At 70.2% G+C, this 16,009-nt stretch carries 18 protein-coding genes and 1 pseudogene; 9 read left to right on the top strand and 10 right to left on the bottom strand.

Annotated elements, in window-relative coordinates; genetic code table 11:
- Window positions 1–38 precede the first annotated feature (38 nt).
- The 4 genes from EJK15_RS19265 to EJK15_RS19250 are packed head-to-tail and all read left to right on the top strand — an operon-like array spanning window position 39 to window position 2,662.
- A complete protein-coding gene (locus tag EJK15_RS19265) occupies window positions 39–461 on the top strand; it encodes a roadblock/LC7 domain-containing protein (protein WP_138711834.1) in 423 nt (140 codons plus the stop codon).
- A complete protein-coding gene (locus EJK15_RS19260; protein ID WP_138711833.1) occupies window positions 458–814 on the top strand; it encodes a DUF742 domain-containing protein in 357 nt (118 codons plus the stop codon). The genes EJK15_RS19265 and EJK15_RS19260 overlap by 4 nt, the downstream gene beginning before the upstream one ends.
- Complete coding sequence (locus tag EJK15_RS19255; protein ID WP_138711832.1) at window positions 795–1,403, top strand: GTP-binding protein; 609 nt, start codon at window positions 795–797, stop codon at window positions 1,401–1,403. Before EJK15_RS19260 ends, EJK15_RS19255 begins: the two co-directional genes overlap by 20 nt.
- On the top strand, window positions 1,400–2,662 hold the full coding sequence (locus EJK15_RS19250) for a cytochrome P450 (RefSeq protein ID WP_138711831.1): 1,263 nt from the start codon (window positions 1,400–1,402) through the stop codon (window positions 2,660–2,662). The genes EJK15_RS19255 and EJK15_RS19250 overlap by 4 nt, the downstream gene beginning before the upstream one ends.
- A 117-nt stretch (window positions 2,663–2,779) precedes the next feature.
- Here EJK15_RS19250 and EJK15_RS72825 read toward each other — a convergent pair whose 3' ends face one another.
- Both EJK15_RS72825 and EJK15_RS19240 read right to left on the bottom strand, forming a co-directional pair.
- Window positions 2,780–3,202 carry an RNA polymerase sigma factor gene (locus EJK15_RS72825; RefSeq protein WP_206060959.1) on the bottom strand — a complete coding sequence of 141 codons (423 nt, stop codon included), beginning with the start codon at window positions 3,200–3,202 and terminating at the stop codon, window positions 2,780–2,782.
- Window positions 3,203–3,400: 198 nt separating this feature from the next.
- Window positions 3,401–4,684 (bottom strand): RNA-guided endonuclease InsQ/TnpB family protein, encoded by a 1,284-nt coding sequence (locus tag EJK15_RS19240; RefSeq protein ID WP_206060958.1) that lies wholly within the window; start codon window positions 4,682–4,684, stop codon window positions 3,401–3,403.
- 54 nt (window positions 4,685–4,738) lie between these two features.
- Here EJK15_RS19240 and tnpA point away from each other — a divergent pair, with 54 nt between their 5' ends.
- Window positions 4,739–5,170 carry an IS200/IS605 family transposase gene (gene tnpA, locus EJK15_RS19235; protein ID WP_138711830.1) on the top strand — a complete coding sequence of 144 codons (432 nt, stop codon included), beginning with the start codon at window positions 4,739–4,741 and terminating at the stop codon, window positions 5,168–5,170.
- A 44-nt stretch (window positions 5,171–5,214) separates the two neighbouring features.
- Here the strand turns inward: tnpA and EJK15_RS19230 are convergent, their stop codons facing one another.
- Complete coding sequence (locus EJK15_RS19230; RefSeq protein WP_206060957.1) at window positions 5,215–5,475, bottom strand: YciI family protein; 261 nt, start codon at window positions 5,473–5,475, stop codon at window positions 5,215–5,217.
- A gap of 157 nt (window positions 5,476–5,632) precedes the next feature.
- Window positions 5,633–6,475 (bottom strand): Rv1678 family membrane protein, encoded by an 843-nt coding sequence (locus EJK15_RS72820; protein ID WP_206060956.1) that lies wholly within the window; start codon window positions 6,473–6,475, stop codon window positions 5,633–5,635.
- 248 nt (window positions 6,476–6,723) lie between these two features.
- Here EJK15_RS72820 and EJK15_RS19220 point away from each other — a divergent pair, with 248 nt between their 5' ends.
- Window positions 6,724–7,032 carry a MiAMP1 family antimicrobial peptide gene (locus EJK15_RS19220; protein ID WP_138711829.1) on the top strand — a complete coding sequence of 103 codons (309 nt, stop codon included), beginning with the start codon at window positions 6,724–6,726 and terminating at the stop codon, window positions 7,030–7,032.
- Between the two features lie 139 nt (window positions 7,033–7,171).
- Window positions 7,172–8,197, top strand: a complete 1,026-nt coding sequence (locus tag EJK15_RS19215; protein WP_138711828.1) for a hypothetical protein — start codon at window positions 7,172–7,174, stop codon at window positions 8,195–8,197.
- Window positions 8,198–8,349: 152 nt separating this feature from the next.
- Here EJK15_RS19215 and EJK15_RS19210 read toward each other — a convergent pair whose 3' ends face one another.
- Complete coding sequence (locus EJK15_RS19210; RefSeq protein ID WP_138711827.1) at window positions 8,350–8,895, bottom strand: hypothetical protein; 546 nt, start codon at window positions 8,893–8,895, stop codon at window positions 8,350–8,352.
- A gap of 157 nt (window positions 8,896–9,052) precedes the next feature.
- The gene (locus tag EJK15_RS76330; RefSeq protein ID WP_276615406.1) at window positions 9,053–11,803 is read right to left on the bottom strand and encodes an ATP-binding protein; all 2,751 of its coding nucleotides are present in this window, start codon (window positions 11,801–11,803) and stop codon (window positions 9,053–9,055) included.
- 132 nt (window positions 11,804–11,935) lie between these two features.
- On the opposite strand from EJK15_RS76330, the gene EJK15_RS19200 reads away from it, so the two are divergent.
- Entirely contained in the window at window positions 11,936–12,520 is a 585-nt protein-coding gene (locus tag EJK15_RS19200; RefSeq protein WP_240777061.1) for a LysE family translocator, read from the top strand.
- Between the two features lie 19 nt (window positions 12,521–12,539).
- Window positions 12,540–13,079: a TetR/AcrR family transcriptional regulator gene (locus EJK15_RS19195; RefSeq protein WP_138711824.1), complete on the top strand. Its 540-nt coding sequence runs from the start codon at window positions 12,540–12,542 to the stop codon at window positions 13,077–13,079.
- 17 nt (window positions 13,080–13,096) lie between these two features.
- Here the strand turns inward: EJK15_RS19195 and EJK15_RS19190 are convergent, their stop codons facing one another.
- The 4 genes and pseudogenes from EJK15_RS19190 to EJK15_RS19175 form a co-directional block, all read right to left on the bottom strand.
- Window positions 13,097–14,293 (bottom strand): hypothetical protein, encoded by a 1,197-nt coding sequence (locus EJK15_RS19190; RefSeq protein WP_138711823.1) that lies wholly within the window; start codon window positions 14,291–14,293, stop codon window positions 13,097–13,099.
- A 9-nt stretch (window positions 14,294–14,302) separates the two neighbouring features.
- Window positions 14,303–14,683: a RidA family protein gene (locus EJK15_RS19185; RefSeq protein ID WP_138711822.1), complete on the bottom strand. Its 381-nt coding sequence runs from the start codon at window positions 14,681–14,683 to the stop codon at window positions 14,303–14,305.
- 10 nt (window positions 14,684–14,693) lie between these two features.
- Entirely contained in the window at window positions 14,694–15,758 is a 1,065-nt protein-coding gene (locus tag EJK15_RS19180) for an alanine racemase (RefSeq protein WP_240777060.1), read from the bottom strand.
- A 53-nt stretch (window positions 15,759–15,811) separates the two neighbouring features.
- Window positions 15,812–16,009, bottom strand: a pseudogene (locus tag EJK15_RS19175) (D-aminoacylase); the annotation flags it as partial.

Genomic DNA, 16,009 nt, shown 5'->3' with positions numbered 1-16,009 from the left:
CAGGGGCCGACGCGCCATGCGCGCGCCCTCATGTTGCGATGAACACTACGGACGCGGATCGTGATCTCGACTGGCTGCTGGAGAACCTCAGGGACAAGACTCCGGGGACCAAGCACGTGCTGGTGCTGACCAGGGACGGGCTCAAGATGTGCTTCACCGGCGGGCTGGACGAGGACCGGGCCGACCAGCTCGCCGCCCTGGCCGCCGGGATCCAGAGCCTTTCCGTCAGCGCCTCCGCCGAGTTCGGCGACGCCATCGGCGCCGGGCAGGCGATGGTGGAGTTCCCCGGCGGGCTGCTGCTCATCGTGCCCGCCGGTGACGGCGCCCACCTCGCCGTGGTCGCCGACGAGAACGCCGACGTGGGCCTGGTCGGGCACAACATGAACGAGCTGGTCGAGCAGATCGGCGTCTACCTGAGCGCGGCGCCGCGGCGGCCGGCGGGCAACGGCGATCCCACATGATGCGGCGACCGGTCGACCAGGAGGTCCCGGACCGGCTCTACATGGTCACGGGAGGACGCACTCGTGCCGACGAAAGCGCCTTCGACGCGGTATCGCTCATCGTCAGCGAGTGCGAGCCCGCCCTCGGCATGCAGTCGGAGCACGTGAAGATCCTGCGGCTGACCCGGCGGCCCACGGCGGTGGTGGAGATCTCCGCCGAGCTGCGGCTGCCGGTCAGCGTGGTCAAGATCCTGCTGCGTGACCTGCTGGACACCGGCCGCATCACCGTACGCCACCCGTCGGCACTCCAGCGAGCCGGCCGGCCAGACCCCGAACTCCTGAAGCAGGTGCTCATTGCACTCGAGAACCTCTGATCTGCCCGCGCGCACGGAGCTTCGCGCCTCCGCTGTGGACGCGCTGAAGATCGTGATCGTCGGCGGCTTCGGCGTGGGCAAGACGACCATGGTCGGCTCGGTGAGCGAGATCCGCCCGCTCAGCACCGAGGAGGTCATGACCCAGGCCGGCGCCGGCATCGACGACGCCAGCCGGGTCAGCGGCAAGTCCACCACCACGGTGGCCTTCGACTTCGGCCGCATCACGCTGGACGAGAGCAAGGTGCTCTACCTGTTCGGCGCGCCCGGCCAGCAGCGCTTCTGGTACGTCTGGGACCAGCTCTTCGCCGGCAGCCTGGGCGCGGTCGTCCTGGTGGACACCCGCAGGCTGGAGGAGTCGTGGTACTCCATCGACCGGCTGGAGCACCACCGCATGCCCTTCGTCGTCGCCGTCAACCGCTTCGCCAACGGGCCGGAGCCGGACGCCGTGCGCGACGCGCTGTCGCTGTCGCCGGAGGTGCCGCTCGTCGAGTGCGACGCCCGGCAGCGGCACTCATGCAAGGACGTGCTGATCACGCTGTTGCGGCACCTCACCACCCTGTACGAGCCGGTTTCGGAGAACGCGTCATGACGGACACCCCCGTGCACCCGGGCTATCCGGACCATGTGAACGCCGTGCGCCTGTACGGGCCGATGCTCGGCGAGGACCCGGCCGAGCTCTACCAGCGCATGCGCCGTGAGGGCGGGCCGGTCGTCCCGGTGCTGCTCGACGACGACATCCCCGCGTGGTTCGTGATGGGCTACCGGGAGCTGCACCACGTCTTCAGCCAGTCGCGGATGTTCGGCCGCGACTCCAGGCGCTGGAACATGTGGGAGCACATCCGCCCGGACTGGCCCTTGATGCCGGGCGTCGGCTGGCAACCGACGGTGCTGTTCGCCGAGGGCCCAGAGCGCCAGCGGCGCAGTGGCGCGATCGGCGACGCACTGGACGGGCTGGACCGCACCGAGCTGGCCATGCTCACCGAACAGGTCGCCGACACGCTGATCGACGTGTTCGCCGGCGACGGCCGGGCCGACCTGCTCGCCCGGTACGCCCAGCTCATCCCCGCCCGGGTCATCGTCGGCCTGTTCGGGCTGCCCGAGGCCGACGCGCCGGAGCTCATCACGAATTTCAACATCATGCTGGACGCCACCAGCGAGTCCGGCGCCGCGTACCAATGGATTATCGACTATATGGGGAAGTTCATTGTCGGCAAGCGGGCCATGCCGGGGGAGGACCTGCCCTCACGGCTGATCGAGCACTCCGCGAGGCTCACCGACGAGGAGATCGCACTCGACCTGCTGGCGGTGGTCGGGTCCAGCGCCACCACCTCGAGCTGGATCGGCAACACCCTGCACCTGATGCTGGTCGACGACCGGTTCTCCATCACCCTGCAGGGCGGGCGCAGCAGCGTCGGGCAGGCGATGAACGAGGTGCTGTGGAAGGAACCGCCGCTGCGCAGCACCGCGCGCTGGGCCACGCAGGACTGCGAGCTGGGCGGGCGCCGCGTGCGCCGGGGCGACATGCTCGTGCTCGGCCTCGCCGCGGCCAACGCCGACCCGCAGGTCCAGCCGGTTGACGACGCCGACACCGGCACCAACCGGGCCCACATGTCGTTCGGCCACGGCGAGTACGGCTGCTCCTACCCCGCGCCGGAGCTCGCCGAGATCATCGCCAAGACCGCCGTCGAGGTGCTCCTCGACCGGCTGCCCGACGTCGACCTCGCGGTCTCGCCCGGCGACCTGGGCTGGCGGCGGTCGCTGTGGATGCGGACCCTCGAATCCCTGCCCGTGCACTTCGCCCCCACCGCTCCCCTCGGCCACCAGCCCACCTGGGACACCACGCTCTGACCTCGTCATCGACGTGGTCCCTGTCGGCCCGGGTGGCGTGGTACGGGTGGTACGCGTCCAGGTCCAGCTCCTCGACCAGGGCCAGCGCGGCGGCGGGGCCGCGCACCTCGGTGACGGCTACGGCGCGGTTGAGCGCCCGATGGGCGTGGGGGCGATGGCGAGCAGTTCGTCGTAGAGCGCGACGATCTGCGGCCAGTCGGTCTCCTCGATGGTCGCGGCGTCGGCGTGTACGGCGTTGACGGCGGCCTGGAGCTGGTACTGGCCGGGCAGGCCGCGACGCAGGCGGCCCCGCAGGATGGCCTGGGAGAGCCCCGCGTTGTAGACGAGGTAGACCACGGCCAGCACGGGAGGCAGGCGGTCGGGCAGCTCGTGACCGTCCGGAACGCGGTACGGGATCCGGGCGGCCTTGATCTTGCGCTTGGCGCGGACAAGCCGCTGCGCCATGGCTGGCTCCGCCACCAGGAAGGCCCGCGCGACCTCCTCGGTCGACAGCGTCGGGTGGCAGCAGGTGAAGATGAGGCGAAGCCGGTCGTCCCGCACGGGTCCCTTCCTCGGGTGATCCGGGCTCGGGTGAGGGCGCCGCCGACGCCGCTGCCGCGCCGAGCAGCTGTCGCTCGCGCGCCTCGCGGCGCAGGCGGTCGATTGCGCGGTTGCGGGCGGTGGAGGTCGGAGGAGGAGGTCGAGGTCGTGAATGATTTGACATGCTCCTCCCGTGAACGGGGAGGATTCTCATGGCCGCTACGCGGCCACCCCTTGCGGGGCGGGCGTGGTCCCACTATGAGTGGCTTGACGCTTCACAGGCCCCAGTACCGCAGGGCCTCCACGTCCGTTTACCGCCTGTCCGACGGCTGAGTTGTACCGGTACACCTGGGTGCGGGCGGCATTGGTGTCGGCGTTGCCGATCCACCCGCAAGCAGGGTTTTTGCACACGAACCTGGCCTGGGATTCCCGTGATCCCTCGATGATCGTGTGGCACTGGTGGCATTCCCGGCTGGTGTTCGCCGCCGAGATGTAGGCGACTTTTCCGCCCTTGTCGAGGGCTTTGTAGGCGAGGAACTCAGCGGTGCGCGACCATGCCTCACCGGCGATGGCCCGGTTCAGGCCGCGTTTTTGGGCGAGGTTCGTCCCCGGTTCCTCCACGGTGCCCGACGCGGAGGCCATCATGTTCTTGACCTTGAGGTCTTCGAGCACGATCACGCTGTAGCGGTCGGTGAGTTTCGCGGTGGTCTGGTGTTGCCAGTCGATCACCCGGCGCTTGGCTCTCGCGCGCAGGCTGGCGATTTGGTCATAGGTTCTCTTCAACCGGTTCGAGGTCGGCTGGCCCGGCTTGGCGGCCCGTTTCTGGCGGGCGGCCTTGCGTTCCAACCGGAGCAGACGCTCGGCCTCCTTGTGCGACAGCCACTGCTCGCGGTGGCGGATCTTCTCCCCTGAAGCCAGGGCCAAGGCGACGGTGATGCCCCGGTCGATCGCGGTCACCGGACCCTCATGCGGGGCCGGGGGCATCTCCATCGTTTGGGTGCGAAAGATGATGTGCCACCCGTCGCTCTCCTTGACCAGCCGGGCACCGGTGATCTTCCCGTCGGGGGACGATCTGGTGACGCCGGGCAGATCCTTGGTCCACCGGAACCGGACCCGGCCCAGCTTGGGGATATTGACCTCGCCCCACCGCCGATTGACCCGGGTGATGTGCAGATCCCGCCCCTGCGGAACATCCACGGCCATCCGGGACCGAAAACGCCCTTTGAACTTCGGCCGCTCAGCGGGATGGTCGGGGTTGAAGAAGTTCGCCCACGCCTGCCGATAGGTCTTGAGCACAGCTTGGGAAGCTTGCGCGGGCAGGTCCTTCAACCAGTCGATGTCCCTGCGCGCCTGCCGGATCGCCTCATCGCAGTCCTTCAGCGTGGCGAACCGGCCCTGCCGGAAGGTGTAGTACTCGTGCAGCAGGTTCCACAACGCCCGCGTGTTGTGCGCCTGGCCATCCAGGATGGCCGACTGGCGACTGTCCAGGTCCAGGCGCGCCACATGAGCGCGGTTGCGTTTCTCCAGCTCCACAAACCACACTCTATCTTTTGGTGTATGTCACCGAGGTGGGAACCAAACCCCGAAATCAGAACGGGGCGCCATTGCATTCACGAGCTCACCGTGCACTTGGTGTTCGTCACCAAGTACCGGCGCAACGTCTTCACCGGCGAGATGCTCACCCGCTGCCAGCAGATCATGAAGGAGGTGTGTGAGAAGTTCGCATGCGAACTCGCCGAGTTCAACGGCGAAGACGACCACGTGCACCTCCTCGTCCACTACCCGCCCAAGGTCGCCCTGAGCGTCCTCGTTAACAGCCTCAAAGGGGTCTCGGCCCGCTACCTGCGCCAGGAATACGCCGCCCACGTCCGCAAATATCTGTGGGGCGGGCACTTCTGGTCCCGCTCCTACTACGCGGGCTCGACCGGCGGCGCGAACCTGACCACCGTCCGCACGTACATCCAGTCCCAGGACCGACCCCAGAAATGACACAAGACCGGGCGCGTGGTTGCACTCGGTCCTAACGGTGCAGGTCAGGGCACGCTCAGCCTCAGCGGGTACTCCTTCGACTCGGCGAACGGACCGTCGGTGGTCAGCACCTGGCCGCCCGATGCGCGCACGACCGTGGCGGTGGACGGCTCATGCAGGCGCCCGGAGAAGACCCAGGCGCCGTTCGACTTCATGTCCTTCTCGATGGTGCCGAGCCGCTCGTGAGACCGGCGCATCTCCTCCTCGGTCATCGGGGCTCGCGCCTCGCCCTCGACGCCGTGCACGGACAGCAGGTAGTAGGTCATGGCTGCGCTCCTCGTGACGGCCGGGCCGTTCCCGGCTCCTCACCCCACTACGAACGGGGCTCGCCCGAATCGACACAATACGGCGATCCGGGCAAAGAAAGCTCAAGCCAGCCCTGCGGGGGCGCCGAGGCGGCGCTGACCGGCGGCACTTTGGCTCTCACCCGGCCTTCGACGGCTCGGAGGTCCGCACCGGGCTACGACGGCCCGCCGCCACCAGCCCCACGCCGAGCCCGAGCCACAGGCTGAAGACCGAGGCCGTGCCGCCGGTCAGCGAGAAGCCGAAGGCCAGCTCGGCCAGCAGCACCAGGGCCGCCAGCAGGAACAGCCCGCCGGCGGCGAGCAGGAGCGGAGGGCGGGCCAGCCGGGCGGCCACCAAGGTCACCACGCCGAGCGCCATCGCGACGACCGAGCTCGCGGCGGTCATCTCGACGAACCGCCAGTCACCGGTGGTGAACACGAACACGGCGCTGACCACCGACGCGACACCCAGCGCGAACGCGAACCGATCCGGCCCCCACCCGGCCGCAGGCGCGGGATCCCGCAGGCCGTCAGCCCCGTAGAAGCGCCCGGCCGCCGTCGCGATCAGTGTGAGGTGCACGAGGATCATCAGGAAGTACGCCCAGTGCCACTCGTTCGGCGTGTTCAGCACCGACAGCGTGATCGCCAGCGTCTGCCCGATGCCGATCAGCGCCCACAGCCTGGTCCACAGCCCCACCAGCAGGAACGCGCCCAGCCCCGCCTCCACGAGCAGCACGGCCCAGCCGAAGAACGTGAAGTTGGGCAGCACCAGGTTCTCGACCAGCCAGGCGTACGGCGCGAGCACCGGATACTCCACGGCGTAGCTGGTGAACAGGTACAGCCCGCGCGGCGGCGAGGTCTGCCCGAACCCGTCCGCGGGCGTCTTCCAGCCCGCGTTCTGGATCCACATCAGTGCCGTCACGACGCGGACGACCGCCAGGGTGGCGGGCGCTCCACGGGACAGCCCGGCGACGTCGTTCATCGGCAGCTCCTGAGAGGTCGGGTCGCTTCCGATCCAATACCGGAATGGCCATCCCGGCCATTACGGACTGCGAACGTCCGGCCATCTCTGGGTAAGACCACCGTGGCGTCACGGAGAGTGTTTGATCGATCACTCTTCGCACATGATGAGACGCGCGCCGCGGCACGGGGGCGGAAACGCCGTGAGCTACCCCTCCCCATCCCCGTCCACGGCGCGCGTCCAGTACGACTCCGTTGAGAAGGAGCATCATGAAGCGAGTCACCCTCATCCCCGCCCTGACCGCCGGCATCATCGCGCTCACCGCCGGTGCCGCCCACGCGTCGCAGTACATCGCCTACGAAGGCCCCGGGTTCACCGGAAGAAGCGTGCTCATCGACGCATGCGGCATGTCGAACATCCCCTTCAACGGGTCCTATAAGTGGTACGGGGATGGACAGTCCGGGCGAATGTACAACCAGCCCAATGCGGAAGGGCTGATGCACTTCAAGCTCCCCGCCGACAACAGCGCGGAGCAGCGGACGCCTGTCGGCTGGAAGAGCATCTTCATCGAGTGCTGATCGCGACGCTCGTCACCAGCCGAGCGTAGATGCCGGCACGGCCGTCGCCGGCGGCGGCCGTGCCGGACTCCCAGCCGCCCTTTGCCTTTTTGGTGGGGCGCTTGGGGCACATGATGATGCATTACCCCACAATGGGGTAATGGCATACCCTCCGCAGCCTCCACAGCCTCACCCGCAAGAACCGTGGGGCCCGCAGGCACAGGGAGCACCGCAGGGACACGGCCAGCCGCCGTACGGCCCGCCGCCCGGCCAAGCAACCCCGCCGCCCGGTCAGGGGCCAGGACCGTACGGACCGCAGAACCCGCCTGGGTCACACAACCCGCAGGGCCCGCAGAACCCCTACGGCCCACAGAACCCGTACGGACAGCAGAACCCCTACGGCCAAGGCACCCCGTACGGCATGCCGCCCGCCCACTACGGCCCGCCGCCCAAGCGCAACAACGCCCTGATCATCGGCCTGTCCGTCGGCCTGGGCGTGCTCCTCCTGGGCGGCGGCACGGTCGGCGCGATCGCCTACCTCAACTCCTCCGGCCCCGACCCGACCGTCGCCCTGCCGAGCACCGCACCGTCGTCACCCACGACGGCGCCCCCGCAGTCCGACCCCCCGTCGGCCGCGCCGTCGGACGAGCCCACGTCCGAGCCGACCACCACGCCCACGGACACCCCGCCCACCTCGAACCGCACCGAGCCCGGATCGCCGATCACCCACACCGAGTTCAACGACTGGGACTTCGGCCTGGGCGGCGTCAAGTTCGAGGCCAACAAGGTCGGCGGCTGGACGTACAGCACCTGCGACCCGGTGGACGGCGAGGGCGTGCTGGCCAAGAGCAACTGCCAGCGCGCCGTCCAGGTCGCCTACTCGGCGTACAGCGGGCACCTCAAGGCGGTGCAGGTCATGATGTCGTTCCCGACCGAGAAGGCCGCCAAGGCCACCGCCACGCGACTGTCCAAGCTCTCGTCCGACGCGGTGACGTGGCGCCAGGACAAAACCCACACCTCGTACGCGTACGGGAAGATCCGCTCGAGCGCGGCCAAGAACTACGTGATCGTCACGATCGTCACCGCGGACAAGACGGCCAGGTCCAAGGCCGAGAAGTTCCACGCCTTCCTGCAGTCCGACCACGCGAGCTACTTCCTGCTGCGCGACCTGACCATCACCAGCTAGCCGGCCGTCCGGCCGTAGAGTCCGCGTCCATTCGGTGCGATTATCCGCCCTGCGGCCGAGCGGTTCTGCGCAATTTTTCACGCTCGGCCGCAAAGACGGGAGGCCGGCTCTGGAACGCTCCAGGAGCCGGCCCGTCATGGGTGCGACCTTGTTCAGCCGATGCTGAAGTGGCCGCTGAAGGCCGCGCTCTTCACCCCGCCGAACATCGCCCCGGCCGTGCACTTCCCGGCGCCCTTCAGCAGGCTGGTCTCGAACTCACCGGTGAACCGCTGGCCTCGGAACGGGCCGTCCGTCACGACGCCCGAGACCCTGGCCTTGTTGAGCACGGTCTCGTCGATCGCGATGTCGACCTTGCTCGTCAGGGTTCCGGCGCCGCCGGCCGTCCACTGGATGCTGGCCGTGCCGGTGCCCGTGCCGAAATTGCTGGCCACGCAGCTCAGCTCCACGTCGGCGAAGCTCGCGCTGATGCGGGCGGAGGTGAGGCCCAGGTCACTGTGGTCGACGCAACTGCGGTTGCCGCCCTGATACGTCACTTGCTCGGACTGCGGAAGCATCTGCACGCCCGGGGAGAAGTGCGTCTGCCCGGCGGCGTCGCAGGAGATCGAGGTGGCGGCGTGCGCGGTCTGCGGGGTGGCCAGGACCAGGGAGGACATGCCGAGCGCGGCGAGGATGGGAAGGGTCTTGGAGAGAGCGGACATGGAGGTGCTCCTTTCGAGGGCAGGACGAGGCGGCGGACGGTGCACGGCCGCCGCCCTCCGTTGAGAGGGTTCTCGACCACTGAACGCTACGGACCGTAACGCAAAGGCAGCTCAAAGCGACCGCCTGTGGCGATCAAGATGTTGTGAGCGCGCCCCGCTACGCCAGCAGCCCCCGTTGACGTGCCGCGGCGGCCGCCTGGGTGCGGGTGGAGACCTCCAGCTTGGCCAGGATGTTCGACACGTGGACGCTCGCCGTCTTCTGCGCGATGAACAGCCGCTCCGCGATCTCCCGGTTGGTCAGCCCCTCGGCGACCAGCCGCAGCACCTCGACCTCCCGAGCCGTCAGCCCGCCGTCGCCCGCTCCCGCACCGCCGCCTCCGCCGAACCGGGCCCGCCGCCCGAACTCCAGCAGCGCGTTCTCCAGCGGCACCGCCCGCAGCTTGCCCGCCGCCTCCCTGGCCGGCTCCCACTCCGCCTGCGCCGCCTGCCGGTCACCTGCCGCGAGCAGCGCCTCGGCCAGGCGCCACCTGGCCCGCGCCACCTCGTAGACGAACCCGAAGTCGAACGCCGACACCACCTTCCGCCACAGCTCCACGTCGTGGCGCCCGTGGACGCGGTGCCACTCCGCCTCGACCCGCAAGGCCCATGCGAGGCCCTCGGGCCCCAGATGGCCGCGCTCGCCGGTGGGGCCGTGGTCGACGGCGAAGCGGGCGCGCTCCAGCAGATCGTCGGCACCCTCGGTGGTGCCGAGCTCGGCCAGGGCCCACAGCCCGATGGCGGCCATCCGCAGCACGCCGGCGTCGCCCGGGATCAGCGGTGCCACGGCCGCGCGCACGTGCTCCAGGGCCGTGGCCGGGTCACCGTGCCAGAGGGCGTGCTCGGCGGCCAGCCCCCTGGACATGTAGGCGGCCAACTCGTCCGACCAGAACGGCCGCAGCCAGCTGAGCCGGCTCTCGACCGCGGGCAGGTCACGCCCCACCTCGATGAAGAGCGCGAACGACGACAGGATCGCCTCGGAGATCGTGCCGACCCGCGCGCCGAAGGTGCTCGCGACCGCCTCCGCCTGGTCCCACTCGCCCGCCACGTAGTGGATGAGGAACCGCAGGAAGCGCAGGTCGGTGCCGTAGGTGCTCCACTTGAGCCCGGTGTCGAAGGCCATCCGGATGCCCTCGTCCGCCACCTCGGCGGCGTGAGCCAGCAGCCCCTGCTCGTAGTGGATGCGGGCGTGGTGGAAACGGGCGCGCAGGTCCATCGCCAGGTCACCCGTGCCCTCGGCGGAGGCGGTCTCGATCAGCTCGTGGGCCCTGGCCACGTCGCCCTGGTGCTCCACGTAGCTGGCCAGCGTGAGCATCGCGCCGACCTCGGCGTCCCTGGCCCCCACCGCGCGGGCCGTCTCCCGCGCCCTGGTGGCGAGGGCCTCCACCTCCCGGTGACGAGGGCTCCAGAGCAGCGTGCGGGCGTGGGTGGCCAGGGCGCGGGCGAGCTCGGCCTGGTCCTCCGCGCTCTCGACCGCGCGCTCGGCCGCCGCGATGGCGCCGCGCTGGTCGTCGATCTCGTAGAGGTAGTAGGCGAGGCGCTCGCTTACTTCGGACGTCGGCGGCAGGGCCCGGAGCTGGACGATCGCGCGGTGGTTGTCGCCGCTGTCGGCCGCCATGACGGCGCTGCGGAACGCCAGCTCGACGCGGCCCTCCCCGGCCAGCTCGGCCGCGTCCGCCACCCGGTCCCACAGGCCCAGCGCCTGGTCGTAGTGGCTGTGCGCCTCGGCGGGAGCGCCGAGCCGCTCGGCGAGGCGGCCCGCCTCCGTGGAGGCCCGCAGCGCGCCCGCCAGGTCGTGGCTCGCGAGGTAGTGGTGCGCCAGCTCGGCCGGCGAGGTCAGCAGGCCGGCGAAGGCGGCGTGCAGCCGCGTGCGCTCGCCGGGCAGCAGGTCGGTGTAGACGGCCTCCTGCAGCAGCGCGTGGCGGAAAGCGTAGCCGTAACCGTCGACCCTGAGCAGCCCGCGCGAGACGATCTCCCGGACCGCCTCCTCGAACTCGGCCAGCGGCAGCCCCGACACCTCCCGCAGCAGCTCGTCCTCCACCCGCCGCCCGGCCACGGCGGCGGCCCGCAGCACCCGCTGGCCGGGCTCGGACAGCACCTCGACCCTGGACATCAGCAGGCTGGCCAGCCCGTCGGGCAGGGCGTCGCCCTCCGCAACGGCCGCGAACAGCTCCTCCGCATAGAACGGGTTGCCGTCGGCGCGCGTGACGATCTCTCCCAGCTCGCGGGCGTCGACCTCGCCAAGGGTGGCGACATAGTCGGACATGTCGCCCAAGCCGAGCGGCCCCAGCTCCACGCTCGTCACCGTGGGCAGCCGCTTCAGCTCGGCCAGCACGGACCGCAGCGGGTGGCGGCGGTGGATGTCGTCGGTGCGATAGGTGCCCACGACGCAGACCTGCTCGGTCTGCACCATGCGGCTGAGGAAGACCAGCAGGTCGCGGGTGGACCGGTCGGCCCAGTGCAGGTCCTCGATCACGAACAGCACCGGCTGCGTGTCGGCCAGCAGCCCGAGCAGCGAGCCGAACAGCCGCTGCTGGGTCAGCCCGGTCGACGGGACACTCTCCGTGCCGGGCAGCAGCTGGCCCAGCATCGGATGGCCGGCGGCGGCCTCGCGCACCGCCGGCTCCGCGCCGCGCAGCGCGTCGGCCAGCGGCAGGTAGGGCAGCGCGTCGCCCAGCTCAGCGCACTGGCCGACGAGCACGTGGAAGCCGCGCCCGCGGGCCTGCGCGACCAGCTCGGTGACCAGCCGGGTCTTGCCGATGCCGGCGTCCCCGCCGACGAGCGCCACGCCTGCCGTGCCCTCGATGGCGGACTGGAGCACCCGCACGAGTCTGGCCAGCTCAACAGAGCGCCCGACGAGAAGACCGTTCACGCCAGCAACTATGCCACGTCGCACCGACAGTCCATTGGTCCAGAAAACCGAGCCGAGATTGGCCCTCATTTGCATACCAAACCCATTTTAAGCTGCTATCTCGTGATCCCTCCAACGACTTTCGTTCTCTTCGTGACCGCCTCCCTCGCCCTCGTGGTCATCCCCGGCCCCAACCACCTCTACATCACCGCCAGAGGACTGGCCCAGGGCAGGTCGGCCGGGCTGGCCAGCGCGCTGGGCGTGGAGACCGGCACGCTCGTGCACATCGCCGCCGCCGCAGCGGGCCTGTCGTACGTGATCTCGCAGTCGGCCACGCTGTTCGCGATCGTCAAGTGGGCCGGCGTCGCCTACCTCGTCTACCTGGGGATCCGCGCGTTCACCGGCAAGCAGGAGGAGGGCCGTACGCCGCCCCCGCAGCCGCTGCGCAAGGTGTTCCTCGAAGGGGTGCTGGTCAACGTGCTGAACCCCAAGGTGGCGCTGTTCTTCCTGGCGTTCCTGCCGCACTTCGTGGACCCGGGCGCGGGCTCGCCCGCGCTGCAGGTGGTGCTGTTCGGCCTGACGCTGCTGCTCCTCGGCCTGATCTCCGACATCGTTTACGCGTGCACGGCAGGCGCCCTCGCCACCCGCCTCAGCAGCCGGGCCAAGGCCATGCGATACGTCAGCGGCGTCGTCTACCTCGGCCTCGGCGTGGCCACGGCGTTCGCCGGACGGAAATGACTGGGAGAAAATGGGGCCCATGGCGCCGAGGAAGCAGCAGGAGATCTTCGATGCGACGTTGCGGCTGGTCGCGGAGAAGGGCTACGACGGCCTGACCGTCGAGGGGGTCGCCGAGCGCTCGGGCGTCAACAAGACGACGATCTACCGGTGGTGGCCGTCGAAGGCGGCGCTGCTCGGGGCGGCGCTGGTGGAGGCCGACGTGCTGGGGTTCGACACGCCCGACACCGGAAGCCTGCGCGGTGACCTGGTGGCGCTGGTGGAGGGCGTCAAGCGGCTCCTCACCGAGCCCCCGGCCAGCGACATCGCCGTCGCCGCGCTCGGCGCCGCCGTCCGCCATCCCGAGCTGGACGCGCGCCGGTTCTTCGCCGACCGGTTCGCCCGCGAACGGGAGATCTTCGAACGCGCGGTACGCCGGGGCGAGCTGAAGGAGTCCGTCGATCCGATGCTGATCGTCGACCTGCTGGCCGGGGCCGTGTGGATGCGAGCGGTGTTCAGGGGCCTGCGCGTGACGGAGGATTTCGCCGACGAGGCGGTCGCGGCGCTCCTCGACGGCATCTGAAAGGGCCTCGGCAAGATCTAAAGGGCCTCTGAGAGCGCGGCCGGGATGCGGTCGAGCACCGGATGCGGCACCAGCCCGTACGCGTAGAAGTCCACCGCCTGCGCCCCCGCCGCCTTCGCCCCGCGGGCCTTGGCCACCAGCCGGTCGGCCGAGTCGCTGTCCGGATGCCCGGGACGCAGCACCGCCCGCACCTCCCGGTCCTTGCCCACGGACCGCAGATAGGCCCCCACGTCGTCGGCCACCCGCGCCGCGTCACGCGCGTAGGCCAGCACCCCGAACGCCGGCACGAGGTCGCCCAGCGCCACCAGATCGACCCCGAGCTGCCAGGCGTCGTGCGCCGCCAGGCCGGGCGTGGGCAGCCCGTCGGCGTAGCCCTTGACCGCCCCCGTCGAGTCGATGAACACCAGCTTGGAGCCCTCCTCGGCGACCGCCGACGCCACCTCGGACACCAGCGTCGTGACGGTCTCTGACCGGGCCCGGGCGTAGGCCACGACGTCGGGTCCCGCGTACGCGGTCAGCGCCGCCCTGGTCACCTCGCCCTGCGCGGGCGGGTCGCCGTCGAACACGCGCCCCACGATCCCGGCGCACTCCTCCCGCGCCACCTCGGCGTCCACGCCCAGGTCGGTGGCCCGGCGCAGGCAGTAGTCGCAGAAGCAGAGCCCGAACAGGTACGCGTCCATCGGCCCGAGCGGCACGAACGACCGCTGCGCCTTCAGCGGCCGGAAGTGCAGCGACTCGGCCACCACGCTGTCCACGCCCAGCCTGGCCACCGCCCTGGCCAGCGCGACGGCGTACTCGCGCACCTCCGGGTGGGCCGGGCACAGGTCGGTCGGCGAGCCACGGTCGCCGAAGCAATCGCGTACCGTCACATCCGGATGCTCCATGCCGATCGTGGCGTTGCGCAGGAAGACCGTCCATCCGTGGAGCTTCATGGACCGTTTCGCACAGGCCTCCCGAAGCCCGTCGAACGCGTCCAGGTAGCCGGGAACCGGGGACAGCCGCAGCCCGGCGAACAGGTCGGCCGGCGGGGCGAAGTGCGCCCCGTCGTGCCGGACGGTCAGCCTGGACAGCCCGTGCGGGGTGACATCGCGGGAGGCGTGGTGCACGGCCCCGACGGTGACGCCGGCCACGCCGTACGCGCTGATCCTGTCGAGCACCCGCTCGACGCCCTCGCCACGCAGGTCCTCGACGAAGACGTAAACCGAACTGTCCACGAACCGACCTTATGCGCTCTTGTGCGCGACGAAGTCGATCTCCACCAGGATGTCCATCAGCTCGGACCCCACAGTGGTGCGCACGGGGTACGGCTGGTTGAAGTACGACTTGTACACCTCGTTGTACGCGGCGAAGTCGCGCTTGAGGTGCTGCAGGTGGACCGTGGACTTGACCACGTCGTCGAAGCCGAGGCCGTGCGCGGCGAGGATGGCGCCGAGGTTGCGCATGACCTGGTGCGTCTGGGCGGCGACGTCGTCGCCGACGACCTCGCCGGTGTGCGGGTCGAGCGGCCCCATGCCGGAGGTGTAGACGAAGTCGCCCACCACGAGACCCTGCGAGTACGCGCCGACCGGGGCGGCGCCCTCACTGGTCCTGAGCTCCTTTTTCACGCAATCTCCCTTAGAAGTTGGTATTTATCGTGCCAACGACACGGTAGTCCCGGTCCACCAGTGGCAGCACGCGCCACTTGTCGAACGCGGTGCAGGGGTGGGAGATGCCGAAAGCCAGCAGGTCACCGGGCTTGAGCCCGTCGGCGCGCACGATCGTGTGCTGGTCCTGCATCTTCACGACGGTGACGCCGCCGCGCCGCGGGATCGGCAGCCCCTCGTCGTAGGGCGCGTCCCGCTTGCCCATGCCGACGATCGCCAGCCCGGGCTCGGGCGTGGACAGCACGTGCGCCCACACCTCGAGCGCCGGGCGCAGCTCGCCGTCGATCCGGTTGAACGGCGTGCGCTCGCGGTAGTAGCCGTCGTCGTGGGTGACGTACGCTCCGCTGCGCATCAGGATCCTGGCCTGGGCGGCGACGAGCTCGCGCCCGATCAGGTCGAACCACTGGCTGCCGCCGACACTCAGGATGGGGTTCTTGACGCGGACGTACTCGACGGCCTCCTGCAACGAATACAGATATTTCCGGACCTCGTCGGCGCTGCCCAGCCCGCCCTCGTACCCGGCGACCCCGGCCAGCTCCACCCCGGGCGTCTCCTGCACGTGCGCGACGACCCGCAGCAGCTCGTCGAGGGTACGGCAGCCGGCCCGCCCGCCCTCGTGCCCGGCCTCCGCCAGCACCCGGAACGGCCGCGACCCGGCATGCCGGGCCAGGAGGTCCACCCCGGCCACGGAGTCGGCGAAGCTCAGGAACTCGAACGCCGGATCCCGCTCCAGCTCGCCGGCCGCCCAGGCGAGCCCTGCCGGATCGACGACCTGGTTGGCGACCATGATCCGGTCGACCCCGAACCCTCGGACCGCCTGCGCCTGCGCCGGCGTCGCCACGGTCAGCCCCCAGGCGCCCGCCTCGAGCTGCAGGGCGGCGATCTCGGCGGACATGTGCGTCTTGGCGTGCGGCGCCAGCTCCAGCCCGTGGTCGCGGACGAAGCCCGCCATCGTCGCGACGTTGTGCTCCAACGCGTCGCGATGCACCACCATCAGCGGAAAGCCGAACCCGCCGTCGAAGATCGATGCTGGCACGGCGCCCCCTTCATCCGCGTCCGACCCTATCCCAACACCCGAGATCCCAACGATCAGGAAGATCGGAGCGCACGCCCTGGCGTGGCCCCGGTCAGCTCGCCCCCGGCCAGCACGCGGATCCCTGACACCAGTACGTCGTCGACGCCGGTCGCGAGCGCGCGCGGTTCCGCGTACGTCGCCCGGTCGCCCACCACGGCCGGATCGAACACCACCACGTCGGCCGCGCACCCCGCCCGCACCAGCCCCCGGTC

It is taken from the genome of Nonomuraea basaltis, from assembly GCF_005893125.1.
Lineage (GTDB): Bacteria > Actinomycetota > Actinomycetes > Streptosporangiales > Streptosporangiaceae > Nonomuraea > Nonomuraea basaltis.
Note: the sequence above shows the minus strand (reverse complement) of the source record. Positions and strands in the feature narration are given on the sequence as shown.